Origin of the sequence: Streptomyces sp. SYP-A7185, from assembly GCF_046103685.1 — a bacterium.
Taxonomy (GTDB): Bacteria; Actinomycetota; Actinomycetes; order Streptomycetales; family Streptomycetaceae; genus Streptomyces.
This window is the reverse complement of record NZ_CP122310.1, coordinates 7,448,007-7,470,979: the sequence shown is the minus strand read 5'-3', so window position 1 is coordinate 7,470,979 and position 22,973 is coordinate 7,448,007. Positions and strand designations below refer to the sequence as shown.

At 73.0% G+C, this 22,973-nt stretch carries 18 protein-coding genes and 1 pseudogene; 5 read left to right on the top strand and 14 right to left on the bottom strand.

Features of this window, described 5'->3' with window-relative positions; translation table 11 throughout:
* Both arcA and QBL25_RS32770 read right to left on the bottom strand, forming a co-directional pair.
* Complete coding sequence (arcA, locus tag QBL25_RS32775; RefSeq protein ID WP_409060562.1) at window positions 1-1,263, bottom strand: arginine deiminase; 1,263 nt, start codon at window positions 1,261-1,263, stop codon at window positions 1-3.
* Window positions 1,264-1,327: 64 nt separating this feature from the next.
* Window positions 1,328-2,782 (bottom strand): basic amino acid/polyamine antiporter, encoded by a 1,455-nt coding sequence (locus QBL25_RS32770; protein ID WP_409060561.1) that lies wholly within the window; start codon window positions 2,780-2,782, stop codon window positions 1,328-1,330.
* A 147-nt stretch (window positions 2,783-2,929) separates the two neighbouring features.
* Here QBL25_RS32770 and QBL25_RS32765 point away from each other — a divergent pair, with 147 nt between their 5' ends.
* Entirely contained in the window at window positions 2,930-3,985 is a 1,056-nt protein-coding gene (locus QBL25_RS32765; RefSeq protein ID WP_409060560.1) for a biotin/lipoate A/B protein ligase family protein, read from the top strand.
* On the opposite strand, the gene QBL25_RS32760 is transcribed toward QBL25_RS32765, so the two are convergent.
* The 3 genes from QBL25_RS32760 to QBL25_RS32750 all read right to left on the bottom strand — a co-directional run bounded on the left by QBL25_RS32760 (window position 3,951) and on the right by QBL25_RS32750 (window position 6,732).
* Complete coding sequence (locus QBL25_RS32760) at window positions 3,951-4,760, bottom strand: DUF4232 domain-containing protein (RefSeq protein ID WP_409060559.1); 810 nt, start codon at window positions 4,758-4,760, stop codon at window positions 3,951-3,953. The genes QBL25_RS32765 and QBL25_RS32760 overlap by 35 nt on opposite strands.
* Before the next feature lie 77 nt (window positions 4,761-4,837).
* Window positions 4,838-5,506: a response regulator gene (locus QBL25_RS32755; RefSeq protein WP_409060558.1), complete on the bottom strand. Its 669-nt coding sequence runs from the start codon at window positions 5,504-5,506 to the stop codon at window positions 4,838-4,840.
* Window positions 5,503-6,732, bottom strand: a complete 1,230-nt coding sequence (locus tag QBL25_RS32750; RefSeq protein ID WP_409062853.1) for a sensor histidine kinase — start codon at window positions 6,730-6,732, stop codon at window positions 5,503-5,505. Before QBL25_RS32750 ends, QBL25_RS32755 begins: the two co-directional genes overlap by 4 nt.
* A gap of 250 nt (window positions 6,733-6,982) precedes the next feature.
* Here QBL25_RS32750 and QBL25_RS32745 point away from each other — a divergent pair, with 250 nt between their 5' ends.
* Window positions 6,983-8,008: a carboxymuconolactone decarboxylase family protein gene (locus QBL25_RS32745; protein ID WP_409060557.1), complete on the top strand. Its 1,026-nt coding sequence runs from the start codon at window positions 6,983-6,985 to the stop codon at window positions 8,006-8,008.
* Here QBL25_RS32745 and tatA read toward each other — a convergent pair.
* Entirely contained in the window at window positions 8,005-8,178 is a 174-nt protein-coding gene (gene tatA / locus QBL25_RS32740) for a Sec-independent protein translocase subunit TatA (RefSeq protein WP_409060556.1), read from the bottom strand. The genes QBL25_RS32745 and tatA overlap by 4 nt on opposite strands.
* A 142-nt stretch (window positions 8,179-8,320) precedes the next feature.
* On the opposite strand from tatA, the gene QBL25_RS32735 reads away from it, so the two are divergent.
* Entirely contained in the window at window positions 8,321-9,823 is a 1,503-nt protein-coding gene (locus tag QBL25_RS32735) for an LCP family protein (RefSeq protein WP_409060555.1), read from the top strand.
* Between the two features lie 21 nt (window positions 9,824-9,844).
* Here QBL25_RS32735 and mgtA read toward each other — a convergent pair whose 3' ends face one another.
* Entirely contained in the window at window positions 9,845-12,409 is a 2,565-nt protein-coding gene (gene mgtA / locus QBL25_RS32730) for a magnesium-translocating P-type ATPase (RefSeq protein WP_409060554.1), read from the bottom strand.
* The gene (locus QBL25_RS32725; protein ID WP_409060553.1) at window positions 12,399-12,773 is read right to left on the bottom strand and encodes an ArsR/SmtB family transcription factor; all 375 of its coding nucleotides are present in this window, start codon (window positions 12,771-12,773) and stop codon (window positions 12,399-12,401) included. Before QBL25_RS32725 ends, mgtA begins: the two co-directional genes overlap by 11 nt.
* A gap of 207 nt (window positions 12,774-12,980) precedes the next feature.
* Here QBL25_RS32725 and QBL25_RS32720 point away from each other — a divergent pair.
* Both QBL25_RS32720 and QBL25_RS32715 read left to right on the top strand, forming a co-directional pair.
* Window positions 12,981-13,495: pseudogene (locus tag QBL25_RS32720) on the top strand (hypothetical protein).
* 74 nt (window positions 13,496-13,569) lie between these two features.
* Window positions 13,570-15,006, top strand: coding sequence for a flotillin family protein (locus QBL25_RS32715; protein ID WP_409060552.1), 1,437 nt, complete (start codon window positions 13,570-13,572; stop codon window positions 15,004-15,006).
* Window positions 15,007-15,040: 34 nt separating this feature from the next.
* On the opposite strand, the gene QBL25_RS32710 is transcribed toward QBL25_RS32715, so the two are convergent.
* From QBL25_RS32710 to QBL25_RS32685, 6 genes are all read right to left on the bottom strand, one after another.
* Window positions 15,041-16,096 carry a PucR family transcriptional regulator gene (locus QBL25_RS32710; protein WP_409060551.1) on the bottom strand — a complete coding sequence of 352 codons (1,056 nt, stop codon included), beginning with the start codon at window positions 16,094-16,096 and terminating at the stop codon, window positions 15,041-15,043.
* A 364-nt stretch (window positions 16,097-16,460) separates the two neighbouring features.
* A complete protein-coding gene (locus tag QBL25_RS32705; protein WP_409060550.1) occupies window positions 16,461-17,480 on the bottom strand; it encodes a TIGR03842 family LLM class F420-dependent oxidoreductase in 1,020 nt (339 codons plus the stop codon).
* 11 nt (window positions 17,481-17,491) lie between these two features.
* Window positions 17,492-18,895: a dihydropyrimidinase gene (gene hydA, locus QBL25_RS32700; RefSeq protein ID WP_409060549.1), complete on the bottom strand. Its 1,404-nt coding sequence runs from the start codon at window positions 18,893-18,895 to the stop codon at window positions 17,492-17,494.
* Window positions 18,896-18,964: 69 nt separating this feature from the next.
* On the bottom strand, window positions 18,965-20,248 hold the full coding sequence (locus QBL25_RS32695) for an aspartate aminotransferase family protein (RefSeq protein WP_409060548.1): 1,284 nt from the start codon (window positions 20,246-20,248) through the stop codon (window positions 18,965-18,967).
* Window positions 20,245-21,087 carry a nitrilase-related carbon-nitrogen hydrolase gene (locus QBL25_RS32690; protein WP_409060547.1) on the bottom strand — a complete coding sequence of 281 codons (843 nt, stop codon included), beginning with the start codon at window positions 21,085-21,087 and terminating at the stop codon, window positions 20,245-20,247. The genes QBL25_RS32695 and QBL25_RS32690 overlap by 4 nt, the downstream gene beginning before the upstream one ends.
* Window positions 21,088-21,269: 182 nt before the next feature.
* Window positions 21,270-22,967 (bottom strand): hypothetical protein, encoded by a 1,698-nt coding sequence (locus QBL25_RS32685; RefSeq protein WP_409060546.1) that lies wholly within the window; start codon window positions 22,965-22,967, stop codon window positions 21,270-21,272.
* Window positions 22,968-22,973 lie beyond the last annotated feature (6 nt).

Genomic DNA, 22,973 nt, shown 5'->3' with positions numbered 1-22,973 from the left:
TCAGAAGTCCACGGCGTCGCGGACGAGCGGGCACGTCATGCAGTGCCCGCCGCCGCGGCCGCGGCCGAGTTCGGCGCCCACGATGGTGATGACCTCGACCCCGGCCTTGCGCAGCAGCGTGTTGGTCTGGGTGTTGCGGTCGTACGTGAAGACCACGCCCGGTTCCAGGGCGACGGCGTTGTTGCCGCTGTCCCATTGCTGCCGCTCGGAGGCGTACACGTCCCCGCCCGTCTCGATGACGCGCAGCTCGCGCAGGCCGAGCGACTTGGCGACGACGTCGACGAACGGCCGCTGGCCCTCGTCCGTGATGTCGACGCCGGTGGCCTTGTCGCCGGGGCGCAGCGTGAAGGAGTGCACGGCGTCCATGATCTTCGGGTAGAGCGTGACGATGTCGCGGTCGGCGAAGGTGAACACGGTGTCGAGGTGCATCGCCGAGCGCAGCTTGGGCATGCCCGCCACGACGACCTGCTCGGCCGCGCCGTTCTTGAACAGCGAGGCGGCGACCTGCGTGATGGCCTGGCGCGAGGTGCGCTCGCTCATGCCCATCAGGACGACGCCGTTGCCGACGGGCATGATGTCGCCGCCCTCGAACGTCGCCTGGCCCCAGTCCAGTTCGGGGTCGCCCCACCACACCGTGGCCCCGGTGAAGTCGGGGTGGAAGCGGTAGACGGCCTTCATCAGGAGCGTCTCGTCGTGCCGGGCGGGCCAGTACAGCGGGTTGAGCGTGACACCTCCGTACAGCCAGCACGTCGTGTCGCGGGTGTAGAGGGTGTTGGGCAGCGGCGGCATCAGATACTCGCGTACGCCGGTGGATTCGCGCACCAGCGAGACGTAGTCGGAGCGGAACTCGTCCGGCAGGTCCGCGGTGGCCAGGCCGCCGATGAGGTATTCGGCGAGCCGCCTTGGCTCCAGCGTCTCCAGGAAGGCGCGGGTGTCGTCGATGAGCCCGAGGCCCACCTCGTTCGCGGTGATCTTCCGTTCGAGGAGCCAGGACCTCGCCTCGGGGATGGCCATGGTCTGGGCGAGCAGGTCGTGCAGTTCGACGACCTCGACGCCGCGCTGCTGGAGCTTGATGACGAAGTCGGCGTGGTCGCGCTGGGCGTTCTCCACCCACATGACGTCGTCGAAGAGCAGGTCATCGGCGTTGGTGGGGGTCAGCCTGCGGTGCGCGAGGCCGGGCGCGCAGACCAGTACCTTGCGCAGCCTGCCGACCTCGGAGTGGACGCCGAAGTTCGGGGTGGCGGGGGTGTCGTGGCTGGTCACGGTGCGCCTTTCGGTCGGTGGCGGCGGTCGGGGCGGCCGGACGGCGGCCGCCGGGGGAAGCCGGTCAGAGTTCGATCCAGCCCATCGCCAGGGCGATGACGCCGACGACGGCGCCCGCGATCGAGACGGCGCAGATGACGGCCTCGCGCGGGGAGAACAGGCGCCGGTCCTGTTCCCGCCTCGCCTTGACGAACAGGAGCGTCGCGGGGGCGTAGAGGATGAAGGAGACCAGGACGAACTTGAGCCCGGCCGCGTACAGCAGGAACGCCGTGTACAGCGTGGCGATCACCGCGATCACGAGTTCCTTGCGGGTGCTCCGCCCGGCGACGTCCTCCTGGCCGCCGAGCGCGATCTTGACGGCGAAACCGGCCGCGAGGAGGAAGGGGATGAGGCTGAGCGCGCTGGTCAGATCCAGCGCGAAGTTGAACGCGTCGTCGGAGAACATCGTGACGACCAGGACGACCTGGCTCAGCGCGGTGGTCATCAGGAGCGCGGGGACCGGCACGTCCTCGGAGGTGGCCTTCCGCAGGAAGCGGGGCATGTCGTCGTCCTTGGCGGCGACGAAGAGCACCTCCGCGGCCATCAGCGTCCAGGCGAGGTACGCGCCCAGCACGGAGACGATGAGCCCGACGCTCACGAAGACCTTGCCCCAGGTGCCGACGGCCTCCTCCAGGACGCCCGCCATGGACGGCTGGCGCAGCTCGGCGATCTCCGCCATCGGCATGATCCCGTACGACACGATGGTGACGGAGGCGAAGACGGCGAAGACGCTGAGGAAGCCCAGGATCGTGGCCCGGCCGACGTCCTCGCGGCGCTTGGCGTGCCGGGAGTAGACGCTGGCGCCCTCGACCCCGAGGAAGACGAAGACGGTGGCCAGCATGGTGCCGCGCACCTGGTTGAAGAGCGAGCCCGCGTAGTCGGCGCCGCCGAAGTTGTCCGCGAACACGGACGGCTTGAAGAAGAAGAGCGCCAGGATCACGAAGACGAGGATGGGCACGACCTTGGCGACGGTGACGATCCGGTTGATCGCCGCCGCCTCCTTGACCCCGCGCCGGATCAGCAGGAAGAACGCCCACAGACCGAACGAGGACAGGACCACCGCCAGCAGGGTGTCGCCGTCGCCCAGGCTCGGCCAGATGGCGCCGACGGTCGACATGATGAGCACCCAGTAGGTGACGTTGCCGACGCACGCGCTGGCCCAGTAGCCGAAGGCGGAGAAGAAGCCGAGGTATTCGCCGAACCCGGCCTTCGCGTAGGCGTAGACACCCGCGTCGAGGTCCGGTCTGCGCACGGCCAGGGTCTGGAAGACGAACGCGAGCATCAGCATGCCGGTGCCCGCGACGGCCCAGGCGATCAGCGCGCCCGCGACCCCGGTCTCCTGCGCGAACCGCCGCGGCAGCGAGAACACGCCCGCGCCGACCATCGAGCCGACGACCATCATCGTCAGCGTGGTCAGGGTCAGTTTGACGGCCGGTGAGGCTCCGGCGGCGGTCCGGTCACTCGTCTCTGCGTGGCTCATGGCTTCCTCGTCAGCTCCCGTCAGGGCCGACGCCGAGCGACGACTGACCACCCTGTGCGGGAATCTATCCCTAGTGAGTCGAGTTGTCCTGATATGAAATCGCAGGCCTGCGCGGTTCGCGCGGTGGCCGGGTCCGGAGGAAGCACAGTGCACGGTGAGTACAAGGTTCCCGGCGGCAAGCTCGTCGTCGTGGATCTGGAGGTCGAGGACGGCGTGCTGCGGCACGTGCGGGTGGCGGGGGACTTCTTCCTGGAACCCGACGAGGCGTTCGACGCCCTGAGCCGCGCCCTGGAGGGCGCCCCCGCCGACACCGACGCCGCGGGCCTGGCCGCCCGCGTCGACGCGGCGCTGCCCGAAGGCACCGTCCTGTACGGGCTGACCTCGGAGGGTGTGGGCGTCGCGGTGCGCCGCGCCCTCGCGCACGCCACCGACTGGACGGACTACGACTGGCAGCTGATCCACGAGGCCCCGCAGTCGCCCGCCCTGCTGATGGCGCTGGACGAGGTGCTCACCGAGGAGGTCGCCGCCGGGCGCCGGCCGCCGACGCTGCGGGTGTGGGAGTGGGCGGCCCCCGCGGTCGTCATCGGCAGCTTCCAGTCGCTGCGCAACGAAGTGGACCAGGCGGGCGCCGAGCGGCACGGCATCGAGGTGGTGCGCCGGATCAGTGGCGGCGGCGCCATGTTCTGCGAGCCGGGCAACGCCATCACGTACTCGCTCTCGGTCCCCGACTCCCTCGTGCAGGGCCTGTCGTTCGCGGACAGTTACGCCTATCTGGACGACTGGGTGCTCGACGCCCTCGGCGACATGGGCATCAAGGCCTGGTACCAACCGCTCAACGACATCGCCACCGACGCGGGCAAGGTCGCGGGCGCCGCCCAGAAGCGCGTCGCGAGCGGGCAGGGCGCCGTGCTGCACCACGTGACCATGTCGTACGACATCGACGCGGAGAAGATGGTGGAAGTGCTCCGCATCGGCCGCGAGAAGCTCTCGGACAAGGGGACGAAGAGCGCGAAGAAGCGCGTGGACCCGCTGCGCCGCCAGACGGGTCTGCCCCGCGAGGCGGTGATCGAGCGGATGCTCGACTCCTTCCGCACCCGGTACGGCCTGACGGACGGCCGGGCCACGGACGAGGAGATGGCCAGGGCCCGGGAGCTGGCCCGGACGAAGTTCAGCTCGCCGGAGTGGACGGCACGGGTGCCGTAGGGCCGGACGGGTTCGCCTCGTCCTCCGGGCTCCGCTGCCAGGCCGTCGTCCCGATGCGGCCGGTGTTGCCGAGGTCGATCCGGCCCTCCGGGGTGATGGTGCCGGGGCGGGTGCCGGGGGCCGGGGTGACCTTGACGTAGGTGCCGCTGACGGCGGTCGTCGTGGTGTCGGTGACGGTGTTGCGCCAGACGAGCACGGTGTAGGCCTTCTGGCCCCTCGTGAGCGAGACGACGTGGTCCGGGCCGGGGTCGTCGTCCCGCGTCATGATGGGCGCGGTGCCTTCGAGGACCTGTACGTCGAGGGGATCGCGGTGCTCGTCGAGGACCCGCAGCTTCGGGTAGCCCTTCAGACGGTAGGAGTCCTTGCCGCAGTTGGTCAGGGTCACGCTCATCGCGCGCAGGCCCATGGCGGCGCTGACCACGCCGCCTTCGATGCGGACCCCGGAGGCGGGGCAGGACGGCGAGGGGGCGGCGGGCGCTTCCGAGGGCCCCGCCGGAGCGGGGGTCCGCGTCAGTTCGTCGGGACGGACCGGGGCGGACCATGCGTCCCCCTCGGCTCCTTCGGAGGGCCGACCGCTCTCGGCGGGCGCCGTGCGCCCCGGATCCCTCTCCCGCTCCAGCTCCTCCGAGAGCCCGCAGCCGGAGGCGAGCAGGGCGACGGCCGTGAGGACGCCGACGTGACGGAGCCTAGTGGCGGGTCCGAACCGGGCGACGGGTCCGAACCGGGTGATGACGTGGCCGAGCCGGGCGACGGGGCTGAGCGATGCGGCGGTCACGCGGAGATCATGCCATGGCCATGGCTCGCTTCCCCCTGTCCGCCGACCGGCCCGCCGCTCTCACGCCGCGCCCACCCTCACGGCGTCGCGCCGCGAGCCGCGACGAGCCCCGACTCGTAGGCGAAGACGACCAGTTGGGCCCGGTCCCGCGCCCCGAGTTTCGTCATCGCCCGGCTCACGTGCGTCTTCGCCGTGAACGGGCTGATGACCATGTGCGCGGCGATCTCCTCGTTCGTCAGGCCGCGCGCGGCCAGCGCGGTGACCTCCCGCTCCCGGCGGGTGAGGTGCTCCAGGCCGGGCGCGGTGGCCCGGTCCGGCGGCCGTGCGACGAACTCGCCGATCAGTCTGCTGGTCACGGAGGGCGAGAGGAGGGAGTCCCCGCGCGCGACGATCTCGATGCCGTGCAGCAGGTCGGCGGGCTCGGTGTCCTTGAGCAGGAAACCGCTGGCCCCGGCACGCAGGGCGTCGAAGACGTACTCGTCCAGGCCGTAGTTGGTGAGGATCACGACGCGTACGCCGCCGAGGGCGGGGTCGGCGGCGATCCGGCGCGTCGCCTCGATCCCGGTCATCACCGGCATCTGGACGTCGATGAGGGCCACGTCCGGCACGCACTCCCGCACCAGAGCGAGCCCGCGCTCCCCGTCGGCGGCCTCCCCCACCACCTCGATGCCGTCCTCGGCCTCCAGCAGCGCCCGGAAGCCGGCGCGCATCAGCGCCTGGTCGTCGACGAGCACCACCCGGATCACGCGCCCTCCCCGAAACGCCCGGCCTCGGCGGCCATCGACGCCCGCACGGGCGCTTCGGCCCACCCGGCTTCCGCCGCCTGCGCCGGCCGGGGCGTCAATGCCCCGTACTCCAGGGGAAGTTCGGCCCGGATCAGGAAACCCCCCTCACTCCTCGGCCCCGCCCGCAGCGTCCCGCCCAGGGAGGTGACCCGCTCGCGCATCCCCGTGAGCCCCACCCCTTCCACCGGCGGGCTCCCCGCGTCGGCGACCCCGTCGTCCGCCACCCGCACCCCCAACACCCTTTCGCCGTAGTCGAGTTCGACCGCGATCCGGGCGGCTCCTCCCGCGTGGCGTGCCGCGTTGGTGAGGCCCTCCTGCACGATCCGGTACATGGCGCGCTCCAGGTCACCGGCCAGAGGCCGCTCCCGGCCCCGCACCGTCAGCTCCACGGCGAGCCCGGCCGCCCGTGCGCGCTCGACGAGCAGCGCCGGGCTCCCCATCGGCTCGTCCGTGCGCAACACGGTGAGCGTGGCGCGCAGTTCGCGCATCGCCTCGCCGCTCGCCTCCTGGATGGCGAGCAGCGCGGGCGGTATGTCCTCGCCCCGCTTGCGGGCGAGGTGGACGGCCACGCCCGCCTGGAGCTTGACGATGGAGATGCTGTGCGTCAGCGAGTCGTGCAGTTCGCGCGCGATGCGCAGCCGCTCCTCGCCCGCCCGGCGCAGCGCCGCCTCCTCGCGGGTCCGCTCGGCCTCCAGGGCCCGCTGCTCGGTCTGGCGCAGATACGCCTGCCAGTTCTTGTCGGCGAGGCCCGTGACGAGGGCGCACAGGAACCAGCCGGCCAGGAGCAAAGCCCGCTGCACGACGTCGTCCGACGGCTCGCCCGCGCTCTGCCCCGCCACCACGAATCCCACGAGGAACACCCCGGCCGCCACGGCGGCCGGACCCCGGTGGGCGGCACGGGCTGCGGTGTGCACGGCCGCGACGACCGGAATCGCCGCGACACCGCTCGCACCGCCGTACACCACCTCGCCGAGCAGGCAGGCCGTGGTGACGGCGAGGACGGCGCGCGGCGCGCGACGGTGGACGGCGAGGGCCAGCGAACCGGCCCAGACCAGGGCGTGGTCGACGCCATCCGCGCCACCGTCGCCGAGACCCACCGCGACCGAGACGATCACGCCCGCCACGACGGCGAGCACCGCGTCCCCGAACCACTCCTGCCGCACGCGCCGCCGGATCCGCTCCCGCACGCTCACCCGCCCCACCGACCTCCCCGCCCGACCCGGCGCCCTCGCGATCCCCCGCGTCCCCCGCTGCGGCGCATCCCCCGCCGTGTCCAGAACGATAGGCGCCGCCACCGACAACCGCGTCAGCCCGGCAGACCCCTTTCGCACTACTCCCCCCGCAGTAGCCGAGGTTCCGCGCGGCCCCGGCGGCGTACCCCCGACTGCCTTCCGCCGGACGACGCCCCGGGGCACCCGGCGGCGCCAGCATCGGGCCATGGCAACCTTTCGATACACCGATCCCGTACGGGCGAAGTCCGCGACCGGCAGGACCGCCGAGGCCTACGCGCAGATGGCGGCCGACTTCGGCATCGCGGAGCCCACGCCCCTCGTCGCCCTCACCCCGGCACCCGAACTGTTCACCGCCGCCTGGGCCTTGCTGCGCGAGTCCCTGCTGGCCGGCGGCGGGGATGCCGCCGGCAGCGGCGGCACCACCCGCACCGAGCGCGAGCTGGTCGCCGTGGGCGTCTCGCTCGCCAACCGCTGCCCGTTCTGCGTGAACGCGCACACGATGATGCTGCACGCCACCGGCGACCACCGCGTCGCCGAACGGGTGCTGCGCGGCGAGGAGCCCGAGGACCCGGCGCAGGCGCGGCTGCTCGCCTGGGGCAAGGCCACCCGGACGCCCCGGGCGGCGCGGGCGCTCCCGCAGCCGTTCCCGCGCGCCCACGCCCCGGCACACATCGGCACCGCGCTGACCTTCCACTTCGTCAACCGCGTGGCGTCGGCGCTGATCACGGAGGACATCCTGCCGTGCAACGCCCAGCGCTTCCGGGCGGTGCGCTCGATCGGCGGGCGCACCTTCCAGAAGGCGGTACGCCGGGTCGCCGCCCCCGGTGACTCGCTCTCGCTGCTCGTCGACCCGCAGCCGGGCCCGTCCTGGGCGGCGGGCACACCCGTCGGTCCGGCCTATGCCGCGCTGCGGGCCGCGGCGACGCAGGGCGCGGGCCTGCTGGACGGCGCCGACCTGGCCCTCGTGCGGGCGACGGTGGCCGCGTGGGACGGCTCGCATCCGCCGCTGGCCTGGGAAGCCCTGCCCGACCGCGCGTCCCGCCCGGGGGCACGGCTCGCGCTGCTGGCCGCGCTCGCCCCGTACCGCATCACCGATGAGGACGTGGCGGCCTGGAAGAAGCCGCCGTTCAGCGATCACTGCCTGGTGCACCTCGTCGCGTTCGGCGCGTTCACGGCGGTCGACCGCATCGAGAACGCCCTCGCGGAGGCGGCCTCGGCAGCCCGGGTCTAACCCTTTCCGCGCTCCCCGTCCTCCCGCATCGCCCTGGTCTCGCTCTTCAGGATCCGCAGGGACTTGCCCACCGCGCGCGCCGTGTCCGGCAGCTTCTTCGAGCCGAACAGCACGACGACCACGATCGCCACGATGAGCAGATGCCAGGGCTCCAGTCCGTTCCGGATCATCGCCGCCCGCCCTTCTCCACGGCCGCATCGGCCGTCAGTTGCCTCAGAAAAGATTGCTACATTGCGCAACTGTACAACCATGAGAGGGGCCGGGCGGTCTCCTCCGGTGAGACGGAACGACTCGGACGGATAGGGCATACCCATGACAACCAGCCACCGTGCGGCCGCACGCGGCCGTCGGCGCAAGCGCGGCCGGGCGCGGCTCGCGCTCGGCATCGTCCTGTCGCTGCTCGTCCTCGTGACGGCCGGCGCCGGGTGGGCCTACTTCCGGCTGAGCGGCAACATCGACACCTTCGCGGCGGACGGCGTGTCCGGCGACCGGCCCGACGCCGACGCCTCCAAGGGCGAGAACGTCCTGGTCATCGGCTCGGACGCGCGCACCGAAGGCAACAGCGCGCTCGGCGGCGGCGACAAGAGCGACATCGGCCGCTCCGACACCGCCTTCCTGCTGCACGTGTACGCCGACCACCGGCACGCCGTCGCCGTCTCCATCCCCCGCGACACCCTCGTGGACCTGCCGCCCTGCAAACTGCCCGACGGCAGCTGGACCGAGACCCGGCCGGACACCATGTTCAACGCGGCGTACTCCGTGGGCGAGACCGCCAAGGGCAACCCCGCCTGCACCCAGAACACCGTCGAACACCTCACCGGCCTGCGCGTCGACCACACCGTCGTCGTGGACTTCAAGGGGTTCGCCGAGCTGACCGAGGTGGTGGGCGGGGTCGAGGTCTGCCTGCCCCAGGACGTCTACCAGCGCGACCTCGACCCGCACCGCACCACGCGCGGCGCGCGCCTCTTCGCCAAGGGCGAGCAGGAGGTGTCGGGCCACAAGGCCCTCGACTACGTGCGCATCCGGCACGGCATCGGCGACGGTTCCGACATAGGCCGCATCAAACGGCAACAGGCCTTCGTGGCAAGCCTGTTGAAGAAGATCAAGAGCGACGGGCTCACCCCCACCAAGCTGCTGCCGCTCGCCGACGCCGCGACGAAGTCCATGACCGTCGACCCCGGGCTCGGCTCCGCCGACAAGCTGATCTCCTTCGCCATGTCCCTGAAGGACATCGACCTGGGCAACACCAAGTTCGTCACCATCCCCTGGCGGTACGAGGGTTCGCGCGTCGCCGTCGTCCAGCCGGACGCCGACGCGCTGTGGGCCTCGCTCAAGGACGACCGCACGCTGGACGGGTCGGACGCCAGCGGCAAGAAGAGCGGCGCGAAGCAGTCTTCTCCCGGCGGGCCCACCGGGACCGCCCGGTCCGCCCCGCCGGTCTCCGGAGACGGAACCGCCGTGGCCGTCTACAACGGCACCACCGTCACCGGCCTCGCCGCCCGCGCGGCGAAGACCCTCGCCGCGCACGACTTCACGGTCACCGGCACCGCGACCGCCGGCACCCGGGACCTCGCCACCACCGTGATCGGCCACGGCCCCGGCGAGCGGGCCCGCGCGACGTCACTGGCCCGCCTCTTCCCGGGCGCGGAGCTCAAGCCGACGGCCGGGCCCGGCCTCACCGTCACCCTCGGCCGGTCGTACGCCGACGCCCCCTCGGCCGCGCCGTCCGGCGCCCCTGAGCCGGTGCCCTCCAAGGTCGCGGACGAGGCCCGCTCCGCCGACGACGACCCGTGCTCCGACCTCTCCTACGGCTGACCCGCCTACGGCCGGCCTCTCCTACGGCTGAGCCGCCCAGCGCCGTCGGGCCGCCGCCAGCGCCGCCGCGTACAGCCCGAGCACCCCGGCGAGCAGCGGGTAGTACAGGCCCGGCAGCGCCGTCATGCCCAGGAGCGGGCCCAGCGGCGAGAGCGGCAGGAGCAGTCCCACGGCGGCGAGCGCGGCCACCGCCCAGCCGACCGGCCCCGGCGTCCGGCCCTCGGCCCGGCGGCGCCCGGACCGCAGGAGCAGCATCACCAGGGCCTGGGTCAGCAGGTTCTCGGTGAACCACCCGGAGCGGAACACCGCCTGGTCGTCCACCGCGCCCGGGCCGTCGAGGGCGAGCGCGAGGACGAGGAAGGTGGCGAGGTCGGCGAGGGCGTTGAGGGCGCCGAAGCCGGTGATGAAGCGCAGGAAGGCGCGGGGCCGCAGCACGGTCGGGCGGCGGAGCACCGCCGGGTGCGGCCGGTCGTGGGCGAAGGCGAGCTGGGCGGCGTCGAAGCAGAGGTTCTGCGCGAGGACCTGCGCCGGGAGCATCGGCAGGAACGGCAGCAGGAGTCCGGCGCAGAGCATCGCGATGACGTTGCCCAGGTTCGAGGAGAGCGTGACGCGCAGATACGTGGCGATGTTGCCGCTGCTGTGGCGGCCCGCCAGGACGGCGTGGCCGATCGCGGTGAGGTCCTTGTCGGCGAGCACCACGTCGGCGCTCTCGCGTACGACGTCCACGGCGGCCCGGGGCGCGATCCCCACGTCGGCGGCCCGCAGCGCGGGCAGGTCGTTGACGCCGTCGCCGAGGAACCCGGTGGTGTGCCCGCCCGCGCGCAGGGCCTCGGTGATGCGGGCCTTGTGCTCGGGGGTGCAGCGGGCGAAGACGGTGGTGCGCCGGGCGGTGTCGGCGAGTTCCGCGTCGGTGAGCGCGTCGACGTGCTCGGCGGTGAGGACCCCGCCGCCCGCCGTCCCGCCGATCCCCAGCTCGCGGCAGGCCCGCGCGGCCGTCCCCGGGTGGTCGCCGGTGAGGACCTTGACCGTGATGCCGCTGTCCGCGAGGTCGCGCAGAGCGGTGGCGGCCGTGGGGGCGAGTGCGTCGCGCAGGGTGAGGAAGCCCCGGAAGGTCAGGCCGCGTTCGTCGGCGGGGGTGTAGGGGCGGGTCCGGGCGGGCCGCTCGGCGGTGGCGACCGCCAGGAGGCGCAGGCCGCCGTCCGCCTCCCCGGCGGCGAGGGCGAGGAGCCGCGCGCGCTCGGCGTCTTCGAGCACACAGCGTTCCAGTACGTCCTCGACGGCGCCCTTGACCACCAGGGTGTGGACGCCGAGGCCGCCGGGAGCGCGGACGACGGCGGTGGCGAGGCGGCGTACGGGATCGAAGGGCAGCGCCGCCACCCCCTCGTACCGCAGCGCCTCGTCCTCGCCGGCGGCGTCGAGGACCGCGTCGTCGAGCGGGTCGGGGGCGGGCAGCTCGGCGAGCTGGAGCGTCCACCAGGAGTTGACCGCGGCCCAGTGCAGCGCTTCCGGCGCCGCCCGTCCGTCGGCGCCCAGGGCGCGGTCGAGCACCGGCCGGTCCTCGGTGAGCGTGCCGGTCTTGTCCAGGCACAGCACGTCGACGGCGCCGAGGTCGTGCAGCGCGGGCAGCCGCTTGACGATCACGCCGTGCGTACGGGCCAGGAGCGAGGCCCCGCGCGCCAGACAGGTGGTGACGATGACCGGCAGCATCTCCGGCGTCAGACCGACCGCCACGGCGACCGCGAACGGCAGCGTCTCCAGACCGCGCCCGCGCAGGGCCGCGTCGGCGATCAGCACGAGCGGCGGGGTCAGCAACATGAACCGGATGAGGACCCAGGAGATGCCGTGCACGGAGCGGTCGAAGGCGCTCGGCGCCCGCCGCCCCGGCGGGGCGTGCGCGGCGGCGAACCGGGTGCGCGCCCCGGTCGCGACGACCACCGCGGTGCCGCTGCCGGAGGCGACGCTGCTGCCCTGGAAGCACAGCTGCGGCTGCTCGAAGACGCCCGTACCGCGCCGGGGGCCCGGCACGTCGGCGGCGGCCTTGGGCACCGGCGCCGACTCCCCCGTCAGGGCCGCCTGGCGCACGCTCAGGCCGCTCGCCCGCAGCAGCCGTACGTCGGCGGGGACGAGGTCGCCGGGGCCGAGCCGCACGACGTCCCCCGGCACCAGCTCCTCGACCGGGATCTCCCGCACCCGCGGGTCCGCGTGCCGCTCCGCGCGGCGCAGCACGGTCGCGGTGGTGGCCACCAGGGCGCGCAGGGCGGCCATGGACCGGTCGGCGCGGTACTCGCCGGACGTGCGCAGCACTCCGCTGACGACGACCAGGCACAGGATCACGCAGGCGGTGCCCCAGGAGGCGACGGTGGCCGACACCAGGCCGAGGCAGAGCAGTACCGCGGTGAACGGATCGCGCAGGCTGCGGCCGAAGAGCCGCGGCCACGACACCGCACGCCGGTCGGGCAGGGTGTTCTCGCCCGCCTCGGCGACGCGGCGCTCGGCCTCGGTGTCCGTCAGGCCGCGCGGCCCGCTGTCCACCTGCCGCAGCACCTCGAGCGAGGTGAGCCCACCGGTGGCGGCCTCAGGCGCCAAGGCCCCGGAGCCGGCGTGCGGAGGGCTGCTCGCCGCGGTCGGTGGGCCGGGCCCGGTCGGTCAGCTGGCCGACCATCAGCCGCACGACGGTCACCACGTCCGTGTCGTCGACGAAGTACACCTGGCGCCGTCCCTCGCGCCGGGAGCGGACGAGGCCGGCCAGCTTCAGCTTCGTCAGATGCTGGCTGACCGCGGGCAGCGCGCCGCCGACCCGCTCCGCGAGCCCGGTCACGTCGCTCTCGCCCTGCGCGAGGGCCCACACGATGTGCAGCCGCGCGGAGGAGGCGAGCAGGCCGAAGGCCGCGGCCGCCTCGGCGATGACCTCGGCCGACGGGTCGTCGAAGCCGGTGCCGCCTGTCGCCACGGTCGTCCTCCCTGCGCGCCCGGAACCCGCGTACGAACGTCTCGTGCGCGAGGGCCCAGTCTAGGCCGCCGTGCGGCGTGCGGACCGGCATGGAAGACCCCTGATGACTGCCGGATCACGGCAATGTGTGCCAGGGCCCCGCCATGCGACGATTCCCGCCTCGCCGGGGCATCCGGCAGGTTTCCGGCAGGTCGGGGAGGTGCTCCGGTGACGGTCTTTCTGGGTCTCGGTGTCGCGGGGATCGCCCTGCTCGCCCTCGCCCTCGTCTTCGACGGCGTCCTCGAAGGGCTCTCGACGGCGTCGGGGTCCTCGACGGTCTCTTCGACGGGCTGCTGTCCCTTCCCGTCGTCGCCGGATTCGTGTCCATGCTCGGTTTCGGCGGGGCGATCGCGCTCGGCACGACCGGGCTCGGTGCCGGGGGCGCCACCGCCGTCGGCGCGCTCCTCGGCGTGGGAGCGGGCGGGGTGACGTGGAAGGCCGGCCGCGCCCTGCTGCGGGACCAGACCGCGGCCGCCCCACGGGGCGACGACCTCGTGGGCACCGCGGGCGCCGTGGTCACCGCGATCCCGGCCGACGGGTACGGGGAAGTGCTCCTGCGCCTGGGCGGTCAGCCCGTGAAGTTCGCCGCCAGGAGCGGTGAGGCCGTCACCCGCGGCACCGAGATCTGGGTGGAGGCGGCGCTGTCGCCGACCTCGGTCGCGGTCCGCCCCGTCCGGCGCTGACCCCGGCTCGCGCCCCGCGCACCCGCACCACACCACCGATCTGCCGCCCCCGGGGAGGCAGGGGGGAATTCACCATGAGTCCAGTCCTGACCGCCGTCGTCGGAGTCGTCGTACTCCTCGTGCTCCTCGCGCTCGTCGTCGTCACCCGCTACAAGGTCGCCGGGCCCAGCGAGGCCTTCATCGTGACCGGGCGGCGCGGCAAGAAGTCCACCGATCCCGACACCGGACAGGTCGTCACCGACAACAGCGGCCAGAAGGTCGTGGTGGGCGGCGGCGTGTTCGTCGTGCCGTTCGTCCAGCAGAAGTTCACGCTCGACCTCTCCTCGCGGCACATCCCCATCGCCGTCCGGGGCGCGGTCACGCTGCGCGGGGTGAAGGCCAACCTGGAGGGTGTCGCGATCGTGAAGGTCGGCGGCACCGAGGACTCGATACGCGCCGCGGCCCAGCGCTTCCTCGCCCAGCAGGGCGGCATCGTCGGCTTCACCCAGGAAGTGCTCTCGGGCGCGCTGCGCTCCATCGTGGGCCGGATGTCGGTGGAGGACATCATCCGTGACCGCGCGGCCTTCGCCGGGCAGGTCGCCGAGGAGGCCGAGGCGAGCCTGTCGGGGCAGGGCCTGGTCCTGGACGCCTTCCAGATCCAGGACATCACCACCGAGGGCTCCTACCTGGAGGACCTCGGCCGCCCCGAGGCGGCCCGCGCCAAGCAGGAGGCCGACATCGCCGAGGCCGTCGCCCGCCGCGCCGCCGAACAGGCCCGGCTGAAGGCCGAGGAGGAGATCGCGATCGCCCAGCGGACCTTCTCCCTGAAGCAGGCGGAGATCAAGGCCGAGACCGACGAGGCCACCGCCCGCGCCGGGGCCGCGGGACCGCTCGCCGAGGCCGCCCGCCAGCAGGAGGTCCTCACCGAGCAGGAGAAGGTCGCCCAGCGGCAGGCCGCCCTGACCGACCGGGAGCTGGACACCAAGATCCGCAAGCCCGCCGACGCCGCGCGCTACCAGGCCGAGCAGGAGGCCGAGGCCCGCCGGGTCGCCCTGGTCAAGCAGGCCGAGGCGGACGCGGACCGGGCCCGGCTGACCGGTGAGGGCGAGAAGGCCCAGCGGGCCGCGCTCGCCGACGCCGTACGCCTGGAGGGCGAGGCCGACGCCGCGGCGATCGGCGCCAAGGGGGCCGCCGAGGCGGAGGCGATGCACAAGAAGGCCGACGCGTTCGCCCGGTACGGCGACGCGGCGGTGCTCCAGATGCTCGTCGAGGTCCTGCCCGGCGTGGTGGCCAAGGCGGCGGAGCCGATGAGCGCGATCGACAAGATGACCGTGATCTCCACGGACGGCGCGAGCCACCTCTCGCGCACGGTCGCAGGCAATGTCGCCCAGGGCGTGGAACTCCTCAGCTCCACCACGGGAGTCGACGTGGCCGGCCTCCTCAAGGGCATCACCGGCGGCTTGTCCCCCGCACCCGCGGCTCCCGCTCCCGCTCCCGCTCAGGGCAACGGGAAGATCGAGGTCACGGACTGACCGTCCGCCCCCCGCCCGGCCCGGGGCCCGCGCCTCACGGAGAGGCGGCGGGCCAGCCGAGCAGGCGCGCGCCGATGGCCGCCGTCTGCAGGGTGTAGCGGTCCAGCGGGTCGGCGGGGTCGGATCCGGTGAGGGTGCGGATGCGCTCCAGACGGTAGGTCAGCGCCCGTACGCTCAGGGACAGTTCCCGTGCCGTCTGGGCCGCGACGCACCCCGAGTCGAAGTAGGCGATCAGGGTGTCCAGCAGGGGCCGGGCGCCGCCCCTCGCCTGTTCCAGGGGGCCCAGCGTGTTGAGCACGAGGTCCACCAGGGCCTGGCGGTCGCGGGCCAGGACGGGGAAGACCAGGAGTTCGGCGGCGCGCAGCACGGGCTCGTCGAAGCCCATGCGGGTGGCGAGCTCCAGGGTGCTGACCGCTTCCTCGTAGCTGTGGGCGATGCCCGCCGCGCCGGGCTGGGGGCGGCCGATGGCGATGCGTCCGCCCTCGGTGGCGGCGTGCGCGCGCTTGGCGAAGTGGACGAGGACCTCGTCCTGCTGGGCGGGCGCGATGCACACCAGGCGGCCGTCCTTGGTGGTGAGCAGGATGTGGCGGTCGCCGAAGCGGGCGACCAGATCGCTCTCCACCTCCCGGGACACGGGGTCGGTCTCGTCGTAGGCACAGGGGCCCTCGGCGACGGCCACCGCGTGCGCGTGGGACAGCCGCAGGCCGTAGCGCTCGGCGCGGGCGCCGATGTGGCCCAGGTCCCCCCGCCCGTACAGCAGGTCGTCGATCAGCTCGCGCCGTGCGGCCTCCTCCTGGCGTACGACGAGGCGCTGGGCGTGTTCGTACCCCTCGGCGAAGGCGTCGATGGCCTGCTCGGCGGTGCGGAGCAGATGGTCGGGATCGCCGGCGGCGGGCCGGTGGACGCGGGTGGCGTTGAGGTGTTCGCGTATGAGGACGCGCCATGCGTACCCGGCGTGGGCGGCCTGCGCGCCGAGCGCACGGCGTGACGTCAGCTCCTCACGGGTCAGCCTGCGGCCGGTCGCGGCCGCTCCGGTGAGGATGTCGGCGTACCCGTCGAGCAGTTGCTCGGGGATCTCCTGGGTGGTCATCTGCCCTCCACGGGCTGGCGGCACGCGGCCGTCGGACAGGTGGAAGACGGCAACTGGGCGCGCGCGGGCCGGGGTTCGGTGCCCCGGGCACGTCAGCGGCGCGGGCTGCTCGCCGTGGTGCCCTCGATATCGGGCACGCTGTCACGGGCGGAGTTGTCGACGCGTACGACCCTGGGGGCGTGCACGGTGCGGCTCACGCTCTGCCCCCCGTCTCTTCGACATCGGCGATCGCCGTCGCCCGCTTGATGGTTGAGCGCTCGGCCACTCAACAGAGCACCTTGGCTCATTTCGTCACTTTACCGTACGACAAAGAGCGCAAGTGATGCACGAAGTGACATAAGTGATGGATTCCGTGCGGCGAGGATCAGTTCCGCAGGGCCGGGATGACCGTGGCGCCGTACCCGTCGATGACCTCCTCGCGGGCGTCGTGCATCGCGTACAGCGCGAACTGGTCGACTCCGATCCGCCGCAGCTCCTCCAGGCGGGCGATGTGCCGGGACGCCGTGCCGATGAGGCAGAAGCGGTCCACGATGTCGTCCGGGACGAAGGCCGTGTCGGGGTTGTCGGCGCGGCCGTGGTGGGCGTAGTCGTAGCCCTCACGGGCCTTGACGTACTCGGTGAGGGCCTCGGGGACCAGGTCGGAGTGGGTGCCGTAGCGTGCCACCAGGTCGGCCACGTGGTTGCCGACCATCCCGCCGAACCAGCGGCACTGCTCGCGGGCATGGGCCAGGGCCTCCGGTGAGTCGTCCCGCGTCAGGTACGCGGGGGCCGCCACGCAGATCGTCACCGCCGACGGGTCGCGCCCCGCCGCCGACGCCGCGTCGCGCACCGCCTTCACCATCGTCCGCGTCAGATACGGGTCGGCGAGCTGGAGGATGAAGCCGTCCGCCTCCTCGCCCGCCATCTTCAGCGCCTTGGGGCCGTACGCCGCCATCCACACCGGCAGTTCGGCGTCCGGCCCGATCCACGGGAAGCGGATCGTGGTGCCGCCCAGGTCCGCCTCCTCGCCCGAGGCGAGGGCGCGGATCACCTTCATCGCCTCGCTGATCCGGGCGAGGGTGTTCGGGGTGCGTCCCGCCACCCGCATCGCGCTGTCGCCGCGGCCGATGCCGCACACGGTGCGGTTGCCGTACATGTCGTTGAGCGTGGCGAAGGTGGAGGCCGTCACCTCCCAGGTGCGGGTGCCCGGGTTGGTGACCATCGGGCCGACGATCAGCCGGTCCGTGTGCGCCAGGATCTGGCTGTGGATGACGAAGGGTTCCTGCCACAGCACGGCCGAGTCGAAGGTCCAGCCGTGGCTGAAGCCGTTGCGCTCGGCGCGTTTCATCAGGCTGATGACCTGCGCGGCCGGCGGATCGGTCTGCAGGACGAGTCCGAAGTCCATGGTCGCGTCTCCTAGCCGAGGTACTGGGTGGTGGCGCGCGGGACGTACGAGCCGTGCCCGGCGCGGCCGGTGAACTTGCGCTGGTCGATGACCACGTCACCGCGGGACAGGACCGTCTCGACCTGGCCCATGACGTGCTTGCCCTCGTACGCGGAGTAGTCCACGTTCATGTGGTGGGTCTCGGCGGACATGACCTGCTCGGCGGCCGGGTCGTAGATGACGACGTCCGCGTCGGCGCCCGGCGCGATCGTGCCCTTCTTGCCGTAGAGCCCGAACATCCGGGCCGGGGCGGCGCAGGCGATCTCGATCCAGCGGCGGCGGCTGATGTGCCCGTCCACCACGGCCTGGTGGAGGAGGTCCATGCGGTTCTCCACGCCCGGGAGGCCGTTGGGGATCTTGGAGAAGTCGCCGCGGCCCAGCTCCTTCTGCCCCACGAAGCAGAACGGACAGTGGTCCGTGGAGACCACCTGGAGGTCGTTCGTGCGCAGCCCCCGCCAGAGCGCGGCCTGGTGCTCGCGGGGCCGCAGGGGTGTCGAGCAGACGTACTTGGAGCCCTCGAAGTCGGGCTCCGCGAGGTTGTCCGTGGAGAGGAACAGATACTGCGGGCACGTCTCGCCGAAGACCGGCAGGCCTTCGTCGCGGGCCCTGGCCAGCTCGGCCACCGCCTCCTGGGCCGACACGTGCACCACGTAGACCGGCGCGCCCGCCACCTGGGCGAGCTTGATCACGCGGTGGGTCGCCTCCGCCTCCAGGAGCGACTTGCGCACCTCTCCGTGATAGCGCGGGTCGGTCTCGCCGCGGGCGAGGGCCTGCTCCACCAGGACGTCGATGGCCAGGCCGTTCTCCGCGTGCGTCATGATCAGCCCGCCGTTGACGGCGGCCCGCTGCATCGCCCGCAGGATCTGGCCGTCGTCGCTGAAGAAGACCCCGGGATACGCGGTGAAAAGTTTGAAGGAGCTGACCCCTTCCTCGATCAGGCGGTCCATCTCCTTCAGGGTCCGCTCGTTCACGTCCGAGAGGATCATGTGGAAGCCGTAGTCGATCGCACACTTGCCGTCCGCCTTCGCGTACCAGGCGTCGAGGCCCGCGCGCAGCGCCTGCCCCTTGGTCTGCACCGCGAAGTCCACGATGGTGGTGGTGCCGCCCCAGGCCGCGGCCCGGGTGCCCGTCTCGAAGTCGTCGGAGGAGAACGTGCCGCCGAACGGGAAATCCATGTGCGTGTGCGCGTCGACCCCGCCCGGGATCACGTACTTGTGGGAGGCGTCGATGACGCGGTCGGCGGTCCACGCGTCGGCGGCGCCCGAGCCGTGTGCGGCGAGCGCGGCGATCCTGCCGTCCTCGATCAGCACGTCGGCGTGGGTCTCTTCGGCGGCGGTGACGACAAGGCCGCCGCGGATCAGGGTGCGGGTACTCATGATGGGGCGCTCCCTTTCATGCTCGTACGTTCGTGCGCGGGTACGTGCAGCTGCGTGCGGCGCCGTGGACTAGACGCTCCGCAGGGCCTGTTCGAGGATCGACGCGCCTTCTTCCGCCTCCGCGACGGTCAGCGAGAGCGGGGGCGCGACACGCAGGACGCTGGTGTCGTGGCCGCCGCCCTTGCCGATGAGGAGCCCGCCCTCGCGGGCCGCTTCGAGGACGGCCGCGGCGGCCCGCGGGGTGGCCCGGCCCGTCTCGGGGTCGACCAGTTCGATCCCGATCATCAGGCCCCGGCCGCGCACCTCGCGCACGAAGGGCAGCTGGGCGCAGATGGCGCGCAGCCGCTCGATGAGCAGGCCGCCGACGCGCCGCGCGTTGCCCTGGAGGTCGTGTTCCAGGAGGTACGTAAGGTTGGCGAGGCCGGCCGCCATGGTGACCGGTGAGCCGCCGAAGGTCGAGATGGAGTTGGCGTCCAGGCAGTTCATGACCTCGGCGCGCGCGACGACACCGCCGACGGACATGCCGTTGCCGATGCCCTTGGCGAAGGTGAGGATGTCCGGCGGGCCGCTCGCGGCGTGCGCCTGCCAGCCCCAGAAGTGGTCGCCGGTGCGCCCCCAGCCGGTCTGCACCTCGTCCGAGATCCACAGGACGCCGTGCTCGCGCAGGACCTCGCGGAAGGCCGCGTAGAGCCCGTCCGGCGGCGAGGTGAAGCCGCCGACCCCCTGGATCGGCTCGGCGATCAGCGCCGCCGCTCCCCCGCGCGCCTGCCCGAGCATGTCCTTCAGGTCGGCGACGCAGGCCTCGATGAACGCGGCGTCGCTCAGCTCGGCGTACGGGCCGCGGCCGCGGACGCCGCCGTGCACGTACAGCGTCTGGAGCGGGGAGAGGCTGGTGGGCGACCAGGCGTTGTTGCCGGTGATGCCGACGGCCGTGAAGGAGCGGCCGTGGTAGCTGTTGCGCATCGCCAGGATCTGGTTGGAGCGGCGGTACGCGGTGGCCAGGAGCAGGGCGGTGTCGTTGGCCTCGGTCCCCGACGTGGTGAAGAAGACCCGGGCGTCCGGGATGCCGGAGAGGCCCGCGACCCGCTCGGCGAGGTCGATCATCGGCCGGTTGAGGTAGAGCGTGGACGAGTGGATGATCCGCCCGGCCTGCTCGGCGACCGCCTTGGTGACCTCGGGCAGCGCGTGGGCGGTCATGGTGGTGAGGATGCCGCCGAAGAAGTCGAGGTACTTCCTGCCGCCGGCGTCCCAGACGTGCCGGCCCTCGCCGTGGGTGATCTCCAGCGGGTCGGCGTAGTAGAGCGCGAGCCATTCGGGCAGGACGGCCCGGTGGCGGGTGTGGAGGTCGGTCACGGCTGTACCAGCCCTTCGTACGCGTCGGGGCGGCGGTCGCGGTAGAACGCCCACTGCTGGCGTACTTCCTCGATCAGGCCCAGGTCCAGGTCCCTGACGACGAGTTCCTCGGCCTTGTCGCTCGCCTTCTCGCCGACGAACTGCCCGCGGGGGTCGACGAAGTACGACGTGCCGTAGAAGTCGTTGTCGCCGTACTCCTCGACGCCGACGCGGTTGATCGCGGCGACGAAGTACTCGTTGGCGACGGCCGCCGCGGGCTGTTCGAGCTGCCAGAGGTAGGCGGAGAGGCCGCGGGACGTGGCGGAGGGGTTGTAGACGATCTGGGCGCCGTTCAGGCCCAGTTGGCGCCAGCCCTCGGGGAAGTGGCGGTCGTAGCAGATGTAGACGCCGACCTTGCCGACCGCGGTGTCGAAGACGGGCCAGCCCGCGTTGCCCGGCTTGAAGTAGTACTTCTCCCAGAAGCCCTTGACCTGGGGGATGTGGTGCTTGCGGTACTTGCCGAGGTACGAGCCGTCGGAGTCGATCACGGCGGCGGTGTTGAAGTAGAACCCGGACTGCTCGACCTCGAAGACCGGGACGACGACGACCATGCCGGTCTCGCGGGCGAGTTCCTTCATCCGCGTGACCGTGGGGCCGTCCGGCACGGGCTCGGCCCAGCGGTAGTGCTCGGGCTCCTGCACCTGGCAGAAGTAGGGGGCGTTGAACACCTCCTGGAAGCCGATGATCTTCGCACCCTGGCGGGCCGCCTCGCGGGCGTGCTCCTCGTGCTTGGCAATCATGGATTCGGTGTCGCCGGTCCAGGTCGCCTGGACCAGTGCGGCGCGTACGACGTTGGCCATGAGCTGCTCCTTCGACGGGACGTCAGAGAGCTTCTACGCCCGTAGACTTGGTGCGTAGACAGGAAAACGTAAGCCTCCCCGACGGGCTGGGCAAGACCATCGCCGTGAACCGGCGGAGTCGATCATGTTTCGCACCCGAGCGGACGCGAAACGGACGAGAAAGCACGAAAGCAACGGCCGCCTCAGGCGCTGAATCCCGCCACGCGCAGCGCGTGCACGAGATCCCAGTGCCGCTCGTCCGAGACTCCCCGGGCCGCCGCCAGGAGCAGCGGGATGAGGCGGTAGGGATCGGTGTGCGCGCAGGCGGCGCCGTCCTCGGGGGTGCGGACGCGGAGGTAGGCGTCGAGCAGGGCGCGGGCCTCGCGCTCGCGGCCCGCGTCGATCAGCGCGAGCGCCGCCTCGGCTATCTCCGGGGCGGGCCGGGAGACGCCCTGCCGCAGCAGCTTGCGGCAGTCGTCGGCGCGGCCCGCCCCGGCGAGGGCGTCGGCGAGCGCGACGAGCCGGTCGGGCGGCAGCGAGGCGGCCTCCCAGAGCAGCGTCGACCAGTCGGCGCCGAGACCCGCGCGGTGCAGCTCGCCGGCGAACACGGGCAGGCGCGCGGCGGGCCAGCCGGCCGCCTCGACGAGCACGCCGTGCGCCTCGCCGCTGCGGCCCTCGCCACGGAGCCTGACGAGCGTGGCGACCGCTTCGGCGGTGACGCGGTCCGCCTCGGGGTCCGCTCCCCCCGCGCCGGCGCGCCCGCCGTCACCGGCGCCGTCCGCCTCGTCGGGCACGTGCGCGAACCGGGCGCCGCGCGGCTTGTTCGCGGCGGGCGCCTGCGCGGCCGGGCCGGGTCCCGCGGCCTCCCCGCCCTCGCTCTCGGCGTCGTCCCGCCCGGTGAACCCCGCGAAACGGGCGCCGCGGGGGCGGCGCGGACGGCGGGAGGTGTCGCGCGGGGCGCGGCCCTGCCGGGGCACGTGCGGGGTGTCGGACCGCTCCGCCGGGTCGGCCGACAGGGTGCGCGCGTCGTGAGCCTCGGCGCCCTCGCCGCCCGTCGAGACGCCGAACTCCCGCGTACGGGGTTCGGGATCCGGTGCGCCCGCGCCGAAGCCACCGGTCGCGGCCCCGAAGCCGTCCGCGACCCGGACTCCGAAGGCGTTGCGCGCCTGCTCCCCGAAGGCGTCGTACTCCTCGGCACCCCCGAAACCCCCGGCGCCCCCGACGCCTCCGACACCCTCGGCGCCCTCGGCCTCGAAGCCCGCCGTCCGGCCCCTGAGCCCGCCCGGCCGTCCGGCGCCGGGGCCGACCGCCGTTCCGTCCCCGAAGTCGTCCGCGCCCACCGCCGCGAAGTCGTCCGAGACGGGAGCGCCGAGGTCGACCCACTGCGGGCGGTCGGCGCGGTCGAGGCGTTCGATGCGCTCCCGCAGTTCCGCGCACCGCGCGGTCGCCCGCTCGTGGTCGTCCCGGACCCAGGCCAGGTCGCGGTTGAGCCGCTCCACCTCGTCGGGCGTGTCCGCGGCGGCGAGCGAATAGCCCAGCTCCACCTGGCGTTCGACGGCGAAGCGCTGCTCGGTGAGCATCAGGTCGAGGCGTTCGCCGAGCAGCCTGCGCCCCCCGGCCCGCGCGTCGAAAGCGGTGAGCGAGGCCGTGTGCAGCGCCTTCGCCCGCTCCGTCTCGCGCTCGGCGGCCCGCTGCCCGTAGCCGGTGGCGAAGTCGTGCAGCAGCGCCTCGACCACGTCCCAGGGAGGCACTTCCGAGCCGTCCAGGCAGGCCTGCATCCCCTCGGGGTCACGGGCCCAGAACACGCCGCACCACCCGGCGCCGGTGTCGAGCCGCGCCAGCAGGTCTTTCAGATACCTCGCGAACTCCCTGACCTGATCCGGGAGTTGTCCAACTGCCATCCGAGC

Bases quoted from the DNA above. Each gene is read 5' to 3' on its own strand.
- QBL25_RS32690 (WP_409060547.1), bottom strand. From the start codon at position 21,087: ATGGCCAACGTCGTACGCGCCGCACTGGTCCAGGCGACCTGGACCGGC.
- tatA (WP_409060556.1), bottom strand. From the start codon at position 8,178: ATGATCCGGAACGGACTGGAGCCCTGGCATCTGCTCATCGTGGCGATC.
- hydA (WP_409060549.1), bottom strand. From the start codon at position 18,895: ATGAGTACCCGCACCCTGATCCGCGGCGGCCTTGTCGTCACCGCCGCC.
- QBL25_RS32710 (WP_409060551.1), bottom strand. From the start codon at position 16,096: ATGACCACCCAGGAGATCCCCGAGCAACTGCTCGACGGGTACGCCGAC.
- QBL25_RS32685 (WP_409060546.1), bottom strand. From the start codon at position 22,967: ATGGCAGTTGGACAACTCCCGGATCAGGTCAGGGAGTTCGCGAGGTAT.
- QBL25_RS32715 (WP_409060552.1), top strand. From the start codon at position 13,570: ATGAGTCCAGTCCTGACCGCCGTCGTCGGAGTCGTCGTACTCCTCGTG.
- QBL25_RS32745 (WP_409060557.1), top strand. From the start codon at position 6,983: ATGGCAACCTTTCGATACACCGATCCCGTACGGGCGAAGTCCGCGACC.
- QBL25_RS32770 (WP_409060561.1), bottom strand. From the start codon at position 2,782: ATGAGCCACGCAGAGACGAGTGACCGGACCGCCGCCGGAGCCTCACCG.
- QBL25_RS32735 (WP_409060555.1), top strand. From the start codon at position 8,321: ATGACAACCAGCCACCGTGCGGCCGCACGCGGCCGTCGGCGCAAGCGC.
- QBL25_RS32705 (WP_409060550.1), bottom strand. From the start codon at position 17,480: ATGGACTTCGGACTCGTCCTGCAGACCGATCCGCCGGCCGCGCAGGTC.